Annotated in this window: 7 protein-coding genes; 3 read left to right on the top strand and 4 right to left on the bottom strand. The window is 66.1% G+C overall.

Annotated elements, in window-relative coordinates; genetic code table 11:
• Positions 1–129: 129 nt before the first annotated feature.
• The 3 genes from AB0M45_RS21640 to AB0M45_RS21630 all read right to left on the bottom strand — a co-directional run bounded on the left by AB0M45_RS21640 (position 130) and on the right by AB0M45_RS21630 (position 3,162).
• Positions 130–1,269, bottom strand: a complete 1,140-nt coding sequence (locus tag AB0M45_RS21640; protein WP_364331847.1) for a hypothetical protein — start codon at positions 1,267–1,269, stop codon at positions 130–132.
• 49 nt (positions 1,270–1,318) lie between these two features.
• Entirely contained in the window at positions 1,319–1,975 is a 657-nt protein-coding gene (locus AB0M45_RS21635; RefSeq protein ID WP_364331844.1) for a hypothetical protein, read from the bottom strand.
• A gap of 224 nt (positions 1,976–2,199) precedes the next feature.
• Positions 2,200–3,162 (bottom strand): hypothetical protein, encoded by a 963-nt coding sequence (locus AB0M45_RS21630; protein WP_364331841.1) that lies wholly within the window; start codon positions 3,160–3,162, stop codon positions 2,200–2,202.
• Between the two features lie 141 nt (positions 3,163–3,303).
• On the opposite strand from AB0M45_RS21630, the gene AB0M45_RS21625 reads away from it, so the two are divergent.
• The 3 genes from AB0M45_RS21625 to AB0M45_RS21615 all read left to right on the top strand — a co-directional run bounded on the left by AB0M45_RS21625 (position 3,304) and on the right by AB0M45_RS21615 (position 8,924).
• On the top strand, positions 3,304–3,927 hold the full coding sequence (locus tag AB0M45_RS21625; RefSeq protein WP_364331838.1) for a suppressor of fused domain protein: 624 nt from the start codon (positions 3,304–3,306) through the stop codon (positions 3,925–3,927).
• Positions 3,928–3,936: 9 nt separating this feature from the next.
• Positions 3,937–8,277 carry a hypothetical protein gene (locus AB0M45_RS21620; protein ID WP_364331835.1) on the top strand — a complete coding sequence of 1,447 codons (4,341 nt, stop codon included), beginning with the start codon at positions 3,937–3,939 and terminating at the stop codon, positions 8,275–8,277.
• Positions 8,278–8,519: 242 nt separating this feature from the next.
• Complete coding sequence (locus AB0M45_RS21615) at positions 8,520–8,924, top strand: RDD family protein (protein ID WP_364331832.1); 405 nt, start codon at positions 8,520–8,522, stop codon at positions 8,922–8,924.
• Between the two features lie 85 nt (positions 8,925–9,009).
• Here AB0M45_RS21615 and AB0M45_RS21610 read toward each other — a convergent pair whose 3' ends face one another.
• Entirely contained in the window at positions 9,010–10,365 is a 1,356-nt protein-coding gene (locus AB0M45_RS21610) for a cytochrome P450 (protein ID WP_364331829.1), read from the bottom strand.
• Positions 10,366–10,484: the final 119 nt, after the last annotated feature.

The following is a 10,484-nucleotide window of genomic DNA, read 5'->3' as shown; positions in this document are numbered from 1 at the left end:
TGCGTTATCGGGCTCACCCGTCGTCCTCCCTGCGACGGCTCTGGCAGGCTAACCGGAGGAAATGCCACATGTCATCTTCGGATCACCGAATTTACGATCATTTGAGGTGCCTCGTAATCGAAAGGATTTTTATCGACCGTCGCTCGAGGTCCAAGGCCGGGTCTGCGGTGGCGACGGCTGTCCGTCGGCCGGCAACTGTGGCCACTCCTCGGCCAACCGCACCACCGCGGCGGCGTTTCGCCACGCCATCAGACATCCCACCGCGCCGATCCCGAATACCAGCGCGCCCGCGCTTTTGTCCACCCACCCCTCGTTCGCATCGAACGATGCTACCGCCAAGGCTGTGAACAGGATGAACCCCAATCGGTAATCGCTCGGTGCGCGGCCGCCCTTACCGGTCCCTGACTTCCGAATCAGCTCCCGCTTCCGCATCGCCGCCCGCCATTGCTCGGCGGTCGGTGTGGAAACCTCGGAACTGGTGCGGGCGCGCACCCGCTCGCGGACCAGCTTCGCGACCCTGTCGCTGTCAGCTATCGGCACCACCCACTGCTGGCCCGAGCCGGTCAGCCGGACCGCGGACCCCTCCGACAGCCGCAGCACGGTGCCGTTGGGCAGCGGATAGACCGTGGACGTACCGTCAAGAACTATGGGCTCGATCGTTTCGAGGCGAGCGAACGGAATCGCCAGGTTGTTCAGTTCCCGCAGCCTGCCCTGAACTGCGTCGGTGTGGTGCGGCCGAACCAGCCGCACACGGTCCTCCATGACCACGAACCGGGTCCTGCCCCCACCGCGGAGGCGTAAGCGCAGGCGCAGGCCGGAACCGGCGATGTCCTGCGCGAGCGGTTGCGTCAAGACCCTTCCCGCGCCAACCGCGATGAGGAACACCAACGCGGCAGACAGTGGGCTCCAGACCGGTGCGGCCAGCACGAACCACCGCTCCACGCCCTGCAATCTCGAGCTGCCCAAAGGCGGCAACGCGGTGATGAAGCCCGTCGGAACACTCACTACGAGCAGAGCCCACCGCCACAGCTGCGGACTGCGCTGCTGCGCGATCAACAACGCCCCTGCCGCGACCGCCCACGGCCACAGCGACGCACCCAACCGCCTCGCATCGAATCCCTTGTGGGACCGCCACACCGGTCCCACCGCGGCCGCGAGCTCATGCGCCTGACCAGCAACCCACAACCGCGCCAACATCACCGACACCGCCAGGCCGAGCAGCAACACCGCCGCCGTCCAGCGCGCCGCCATCCCCGGGCCCGCTGGCATCCTTCCCGCCATCCTCAGCCACTACCCGCGGGGCGGGGGTCGGAAGCCGCTACCGCAGTGCTTTCAGCAGCCCGCATACCTTCCACTCGCCGTCTTCCTTGACCAGATCGTAGGTCACGGATTGGGTGTTGGAGCGGGAGCCGACTTTCACGGCGACATCGACGGTGAACTTGCCCTTGTCACTTCCATCCGGGACATCGACGCTCTTCAACGTGGATTTCGCGTCGATCTTCGGCACGCTCGTCGGCTTGCCCGCGGACTGTTGCGCATTCTCGATCTTCGCGCGATCCGCCGCGCAGAGCAGATCCTGGTTGTCCCCGCGGCCGTCCACGAACGCCTGCGCGACCTCGCGTGGGTCGCTCGACTTGCCGATTCCTCCTCCGGAGAACAGGAAATATGCCCCGACGCCGATCGCGACGAGGATGACGGCGCCACCGAGCAGCAGCGGCACAGTGGCGCTCCCGCGTCTGCCGGGCTGCGGTGGGTATTGCGTGCCATAGGGCGGTTGTTGCCCGTACTGCGGAGGCGCGCCATACGGCGGATACTGCTGCGGTGCAGGGCTATACGGTTGTTGCGGGGCGGCCCCATACGGTCCGGGCTGCGGCTGTGCGCCGTAGGGCTGCTGCGGCGGTGTTCCGCCGGGCTGCGGCGGCCAACCGCCAGGCTGATTGGCGGCGTTGGGCTCTTGCTGTGGTGGGTGCGTCATCTACGGAGTCCTACAAGTCCTTATCGTCACAAAGCGCACATACGTCATGTCCGACGCCACCGCGATTCAATCATGTCGCGCGCGGCCCGGGCACTGCGCGATGTTTGTTTTTACATTCCGTTGAGGTTGTGAGCGCCCTGACTCATTGACTTTGCCCGTTTCGGAGCGGATCGTGAATTAGTTTGGAGCGCAACGTGTTTCCCCCACCGCCTGCTGCGCGGACGTCAACGGCTGCGGTCTGGACCGTCGGTGGCCTCGAGCAGCATGTGGTGGCAGTCGAGCAGGAACGCCGCCATGAGCGGGTACAGCAGGGTGGGTGCTGCGGGTGTGAATGCCAGTCGGTGATGGCCGGATCCGACGATGAAATCCGCGCAGTGGGTGCCGTCGGTTGTGGTGACCGTCCATCGCGGGTCGAGAACGAAAAGGTTGGCGATCAGCGCGTAGGGTACGTCCGCTTCGTCGAACACCATGAAGCTCATGGACTTTCCGCTGTAGTGTTGGGCCTCGATCCGGCCGACGTGCCGGCCGTCCTGGTGATCGAGCCGCAGGACGCCGTTCGCGCGGTGAACTCGATACGTCTCGAGCCCATTGGCCGCCTGTACCTCGTCGAGCCGGCGTCCGTCGCGATGTCCTATCCACAGCTGAGTGCCGTGCCGGTCGTTGACCTGGCGCTTGTTCGCGCGCCACAGCGGCCGTTCGGCTCCGGTCGCGGCCTCGAATGCCGACGCCCGGCGGCGGGCTCCCAGGGATATCACCGCTACGAAGCCGAGCACGCCGAGGGTGGTCAGGTCGGCGAGGGCAGCCCAGAACAGGCGAACCACCAGATCGGGGGTCTGATAGAGTTGGCCGGACGGACCGACGCGGACGTCGACATGCTTGCCGATCCGGCTGCTCCCGACGTGGGGTATCTCGCCACGATGCTCGACGCCATCGGGTGTTGTCCACATCCCCTGGCAGCTGGGGTCTTTGGTACCACTGGCACATCCCGTGACGTATGCCGCGACACGGGGGCCGACAGTGAACGCCCAGACGGTTGGTGCGGCGAACCCATTGGCCACGAGCAACACGAGTCCGATTATGCCGATGGCGAGCATTCTCTTGGGATGCATACAGGTGACATTATCCGGAATTAGTTTGGATTTCAGTCTTCGTATGGCAACACGGAATATCCGCTCGTACGAAGCCATTCGCAATCTTGTTGGTCTCGTCGGCACCTGGCCGAGTCGGAGGTGCCGCCCTCCGCCGCGGCTACCTCGAAAGCTAAAGTTATCGTAAAACTTGATAATCGGATGAGCGCAGCGTCGCCTGCGCCGACTACTGTTCGCTGGGTGAGTGATTCGATCGGGTGGGATGCCATCGATGGCGCGCTGCGGCAGCTGTATGGTGCTGCCGAACCTCTCCATTTGGGAACTCGGCACCCGTGGGCTCTCGGCGGCCGGGACCCCCTCGATGGAATCAGCATCTTTGCGCGGCCGGAGCCGATTCCGCATTGGCACTACATCAGCTACGGCATGTCGGAGCTGTACCACAAGGAATCATCGGATCCGGAGGTCTCGGGGTGGGGCTTCGAGTTCACCTTCCGGCTCGTCCGCCGGCCTGATGACGCCGAACCGCCGATCTGGGCGGCGAGCCTGCTGCAAAATCTGGGCCGGTATGTCTTCGATTCCGGCAAGTGGTTCCAGCCCGGCCACACCATGAAAGCCAGCGGGCCGATCGCAACCGACCATGCGGACTGCGCGATCCGTGCTCTCACCTTCACTATCGACCCAGAGCTCGGTGCAATCGGCACACCGAACGGCAGCGTGACGTTCCTGCAGGTCGTAGGGCTGACCCTGGAGGAGTACGCGGCCGCGAAAGGCGGCGCCGCGCCCGCGCTGCTCGAGCGTCTGTCGCCTCGTCTTCCCCTGTACGTCACCGATATCGATCGCGGGTCGCTGATCAGCCCACAGTAGGCCGCCTCGATGCCTGTCGCGGAATATTTCATGCAGCCCGACGAGTTTTCGGACGCTTTGACCTTGCTGGTGGCCGACGCGGCGTGGGCCGTGGTCCGCGATGGCGATACGCGGCAGGCGGCGGAGGTTGTTGCGGTGCTGGGGCGCTGGCCGGAGCATCCGCTGGTGTCGCGGGCGGCGGCGCTGGTTACAGCCACCGCGACGTTCGCTCGGTCGGAATTGGAGCCGCTGCACCGTGCGCTGGTGCGGGCGGCCCGAGTCGCGTGGCGCGCGGATCCGAACCAGTCGGATCTGGTGGAAATGTTGCGGTACCGGGCCGCACTGGAGCATGAGGGCGACCGCGGCCTTCTCGCCGCGGAACTGCTCACCGCGGCGATAGAATTGTGTGACGAGCAGGCGACGCAGGAACAGTCCTGGGCACAGCCACTGCTGGCCGACCTGCTGTGCGAACTGCTGGAGATGTTGTCCGAGATCGGGACGCGCGGAACGGCGGAGCACGCCGAGGTGATGGCGTGGGGTGCCGACGTCGGACACAGGTGCATAGACCTCCTGGGCGAACTGGTCCAGGCTGATCGCGCCCGATATCTGCGACGGTTGGCCGGTGCCCACATGGCGGCGGCGGATTTCGTGGCGTGGCTGGAGGGGGAGGCCGCCGGTGCCGATCAGTCCCGGCGCGGCGTGCGCCTGTACGAAGAGCTGGCCGAATCTGCCGGCTCGGCGGTTCTGTCCAGTCTCGACCGTGCCTGGGCGAAGCACATCGCGCTGCTGGAACGCGTCGGCGACGAAAGCGAAGTGACCAAGTGGGAGCGGCACCGCATCGAGCGGTTGCGCGCCTTGGCCGCCACCGCGGTCGATGCCGCGTCACCGAACGAGCTATCCCGTCTGATTTGGCTGTTGCGTGCGCATGAGTTGCACACCGAAGCGGTGGCCGTGTCGGCGCGTGTCGTGGCGCTGGCCGAGACGACGGCTGCCGATGGGAGCGAGTCCGCGGTGCGACGGCTCGCCCGGACGATGCGGCGACACGGTGAGTATCTGCATCGTGCCGGGCGGCGCGCTGAAGCCGTGCGGATCTGGTATCGATTCCTCGATACGCGACAGCGACTACACAGTAGCTCCGCGCGGGGCATCGAAGAAATGGCCGGCGCCTACCACGAGATCGTCACATTGGCACAGGAGCTCGGCGACCTGTCGGCGGCCGTCGAATTCGGCAACGGTGCGGTCGGTGTATGGTCCCGGCTGTCCGAGCGAGACCCGGCGCACCTCGCGTCCCTGGTGGACGAGTTACGAGCCCAGGCGGACCGGTTGCACAAAGCCGGCCGCAGCGCCGAGGCTTCCGACGCGGCCGAGCGTGCGCTCACCCACACCCGCGACCTGGTCTCAATGGGCTCGCAGCGCTATCGGCCGGATCTCAGCTGGACGCTGACCTGCGCCACCCGGATGCACCTGCGCTCCTGGCGGATCGAGCAGGCGGACCTCCGTTCTGGGCAGGCGGTCGAACTGATCGAACAGTTGGCGCACGATGACCCAGGCCGCTACACCGGGGATCTGGCCAACGCCCTGAACAACCGCGCGGTGGTGCTCAACTGCTGCGAGGATTACGAGCAGGCGCGGGTGGTGTCGGCACGGTCGGTGGCGCTGTACGAGGAGATGACCACGAACGGCGCCGATCGCCCGGCCGCGCTGGCCAATGCGCTGTGTACGCGTGCGACCACCCTGCGTGAGCTGCGTGCGTTCGATGCGGCACTGGAATGCGCCGTCCGGGCGGAGGAGATCTACGCGCGATTGGCCGACAAGGACCCGGCAACCTATTCCGCCGACCTCGCCTACGTGGTGAACAAGCTGGCTTCGGTGCACGAGGACATGGGGAACACGGAGGCGGTGCGTGCGGCGGCGACCCGCGTGCTGGAGATCTGTGCGACGCTGGCGGAGGGCCCCGCCCGTGCCGCTCAGCGAGCATCGGCGCTGCATGTGCTGGTCCAGAATCTGTCTCGCACCAGCAGGCCGGCCGAGGCGCTGACCTATTCGACTCCGCTGCTGGAACATCGGGAACGGATGGCCGCGCAGGATCCAGCGGCGGGGGAACCGCAGCTCGCGATCGCCCTCGGCAATCATTCGGTGTGCCTGTCGAAGATCGGTCGACCTCGCCCAGCGCTCGAATATGCGCGGCGAGCGGTGGACCTGTGGCGGCGATTGTCGGAATCCGAACCCCGCCCGCATCGCGGGCGGTTGGCCGACGCCCTCGATAGTTACGCGACACGGTTGATGGAAGCACGTCAGTTCGAGCAGGCGGTCGACGTGTCGGCCGAGGCCGTCGAACGCTATGAGGAGCTGCTCGCAGACCACCAGGACCTGTATCTGAAGTCCGCCGCCATGTGTCTCGATAATCACGCGCTGCGGTTGGGTGAGGTCGGTCGCGACGAGGAGGCTCTTGCGACCGCGACGCGAAGTCTTGCCATCTTCGAGGAACTGGTGACTCTCGATGATGATGCTTACCGTTCCGGACTGGGCACGAGCCTGATCAACTATGCCGTTCGGCTCACTAGCCTCGATCGCGGTGCGGAGGCCGTTGAATACACCACGCGCGCGGTTGACCTGTTCGAAAAACTGAGGACCGCAGCGACCGGCGCCGATGCGTGGGGTCTGGTTTGGGCACTGGACAATCATTCCTATTCACTGGTGTGCGCCGGTCGCGCTGACGAGGCGGTGCTGTCCCAGGAAAGGGCGGTGCGGATCGCGGCAGCCCAAGCGGCTGACGACCGTCCATCCAGCGCGAGGCTGCTGGCCGAGGCCACCCGTAGTCTCGCGAACCGGCTCGTGGACGCCGGGCAGTGGCCGCGGGCACGCGAGCAGTCGCGCATCGCGGTGCGGCTGTGGGAAGAACTGGCCGACAGCGATTCCGAGCTGCACCTGCCCGATCTGGCCGCAGCGCTCGATGACCATGCCAGGTTTTGCGGCGACCAGAACGAGTGGGCCGAGGCGGCCGGGTATGCGGAGCGCGCTGCGGCCGCGTTCGAAGAGCTGACCAGCCGGGATGCGCTGCGGTACCGGCCCGGTTGGGCTCTGGCGGTGGAATACCACGCGGTCACGCGCAGGTGGCTGGGGGAGCGCGGGCGTGCCTCAGCGGAGGTGGATCGTGTGCTGTCGATCCGGCGGGATGCCGCGGCGGAAGCTCCGGAGGAGAACATTCCGAGGCTGGCCAACTCTGAGGGATGGGCCGCTCGGCTCCGGCTGCACATCTCCGAGCCGGATCTCGCGTCCGCTCACCAGGAACGCAGCGTGGTCCTCTACACCGAGCTGATCGACAAGGGGCATGACGATCTGTTGCCGGGGCTGATCTCCGTTCTGCACAGGTATGCGACGAGCCTCTGCGAGACCGGGTATCGCGGCCAGGCGCCGGGCGCTATCGAGGAGGCGGTCCGGCTGATTCGCCGGCAGGTCGAGACGGACCGCGCCGCACACCGATTCCGCCTGGCGGTTGTGCTACGGGATCAGTCGTGGCTGCTCGCCGAAGCCGGACAACGGCATGCCGCCGTCGCCGCGGGACGTTCGGCGCTGTCACTGATAGAGGAGATCGTCCGGGCCGGTGATGGCGACCGCCGGTGGTATCTGGCCGACTATCGCGACTCACTGGCCTGGAGTCTGGCCGAACTGGGATGCCGGACCGAAGCCCTCGATTACGCCGATCAAGCCGTGGCGCTGTGGGAGCAATTGGCGGCCGAGAATGCCGAGCCCTCATTGGATCTGGCCTGGTCGCTGTGGCACCGCGCCCGTTGGCGGGCCGAGCTGGACGACGGGGACTCCACGGCTCTGCGTGACTCGTGGCGCGCGGTCGAGATATATCAGCAGGTATACGGAGATCGGCCGAGCTGCGGCGAGTTCCTCGCCGGTGCCCTAGTGGATCACGCTCGGCACCTCGCGCGGGCCGGACACCATGCGGAAGCGTTGGAACTCAGTTCGCGTGCGCTGGAGCTGTGGGAGCGGTTGGCCCAGGACAAGCCCCAGGTACATCGCCCTGACCTCGCCGATTGCCTGCGCTGGCACGCTACGCATCTGGTGCGTCTCAGCGAGCACGATGTCGCTGTCGCATGTGCTCGGCGGGCAATGCGATTGGCCGAGGAAGCCGCCGAGCGAACACGCCCACGTTATCTACCCGACCTGGCGGCGATCTGCCGCGAGATCGCCCTGCTGCTGCGCGACCGTGGCCCGCGTGAAGCCCGCGCCCAGGCAGAGCGCTCGGTCTTGCTGTACACGGAATTGGCCGGCGAGGAGCCCGAGGTGTTCGGTTCACGATTGTCCGAGGCGCGGGAAACGATCGGACGGTTTCTCGGATCGAACAGAAATCCGAACTGATGACATGCCCTTGTTTTCTGCCGCACGAGCCGTATCGGCGGAGCGCTGTGATGGCCGATTCTTCAAATCTATGTAAAGCTTTGCGAGTGCCCGGCATTTCATCATGATCGATGTCCGGTCCAGCTCGGGATCCAGGCATAATACCTCGGGTGAGTGCGCCGAATCCGACCTACAGTGGCTCCTCTAGCGGAAGCCCGCAGCCTTACCCGTATCCTGCGGGGCGACCCCGACCGCAGATCTGGGTGCCGGAGGAGGCGGGCGAGGGGAGGCTGGTTCTGGCGGCGATGACGGACGGCTGCTTGGGGCTGCTGGCCGCCTTCGCGGTGGCGGTGCGCGTACTCGGTTACAGCCCGGGCGATCTCGCGTTCGCGCCGGTGTTCCTCGCGTTCGCGCTCATGTTCTCGTTCGCCAATCATGTGTTCGGCACCTTGCTGTTCCGCGGGAGCGTCGCGAAGCTGCTGTTCGGTATGCGGGTGGTACGCGCGAAAGATGGCAAGCGGCCGGGCTTCTGGCGGACGGTGGCGCGGTGGCTCGCGGGTTTCGTCCTCCTGGCGGTGCAGGTCATGTTGGAAGCGGGCGGAGGCGTCGGTCAGGCGTGTGGCCTGCGTACTGTGCGCCGCCGCGACGAACGGCGCAGCGGCCGCTGAGCGACTGCGTTTCTTCCGGCGATCGCTATTCCTGGTGCCCGGCCCACCCGACGCGGTGCGGGTGGGCCGATGCGGAACGCGATGGTCAGCGACGGCGCAGCACGAGCGGTAGGCCCCCCTTGGGCTGGCAGGTGACCACGTAACGGGGCACCACGTCGAACCCGGGCTCGACGGCGAATTCGAACCCGCGCACGACGGCGCTCAGCACCATCTGAGTGATGGCCGTCGACAGCCGCTCGCCGATGCAAACGCGGCTGCCCTTGCCGAACGGGTAGTACGCCAGCCGATGCCGGGAATCGGCGCGTTCCGGTGCGAATCGGTCCGGGTCGAATGTCTCCGGGTCGTCCCAGAACCTCGGATCACGGTGCGTGATCTGCGGATTGAGTACGATCTTCGTGTTCTCGGGTATACGGTACGGGCCGAGTATGTCGGGCGCCACGGTACTGCGGAACCAGATCGGGAACGGCGGATGCAGACGTAATACCTCGTCGATGACGCGCTTGCCGTACTCCAGACGCGGCAGCTCGGCGAACGTGGGTTGCTGCCCGGATACCACCTGGCCGAGTTCGGCCACCATCTTCTCAGCGACCTCCGAGTTCTGCGCGAGTTCGTAGGCGGCCCAGGTCAATCCGGTGGCGGTCGTTTCATATCCGGCCATGAACAGAGTGAATATCTCGTCGCGTAGCTGCTGATCACTCATCCGCTCGCCGGTGTCGGCGTCCACGGCGTCGAGCAACAACCCGAGCAGGTCCTCGGGTTCCATATCGCCGGCGCGACGTTCCGCGATGAGCGCGTGCACCTCAGCGTCCAGGGCTGCTACCGCACGGCGATATCGCACCGCACCCGGTAGCGGGAACCACCCGGGCAAAAAGAACGTCCATACTTTCGACGCAAGGCCCGCGAAAACCTGGGAGGTGAGCTCGCGCAGCCGTTCCGCGCGTGCGGCGTCGATCGATGTGCTGAACAGCGCGCCCAGCACGATCTCGACGTTGAGTTCGATGCAGTCGTCCAGGAAGTTCACCGGCCGGGCCGCGTCGGCGGCCGCCTCCCACCGCTGCACGGCGCGTTCCACGCATGCGGCGACATGGTTCTCCATCAGATGCAGCTGCCGGGCGTGGAAGGCCGGTTGCATGAGCCGGCGCTGTCGCTTCCAGAACTCGCCTTCACTGGTGACCAGCCCATTGCCCAGCGCTGTCCGGAACGGCTTCATCAACGGGCCTTTGACATAATTTCCGGCGTTGGTCACCAAGATACGGCGAATGTAATCGGGGTGACTCACAATATATGTTTCAAGCGGCCCGGCGCCGACGCGGACCAGCCCGTCGTGCCGGGCAGCGGATTCCATGACGAATCGGTACGGATCGCGGAACAGGCCTGGTCGTAGGCCGGCGGAGGGGGGAAGATTCGCAGTCTGATCGTGAACTGTCGTGGATTGATTCATCGTTCGGAACTCTTCTCGCGGTGGGTGGCCAAGTGAGTCGTCGACCGGTGCCGCCCCGTGGTGCCACCAGTTCTCGCCTGCGCCGGTATTATGGTCTCTTCTGGCGATGTGGGCCGATG

This window comes from Nocardia sp. NPDC051787, from assembly GCF_040681325.1.
Classification (GTDB): Bacteria; Actinomycetota; Actinomycetes; order Mycobacteriales; family Mycobacteriaceae; genus Nocardia.
Note: the sequence above shows the minus strand (reverse complement) of the source record. Positions and strands in the feature narration are given on the sequence as shown.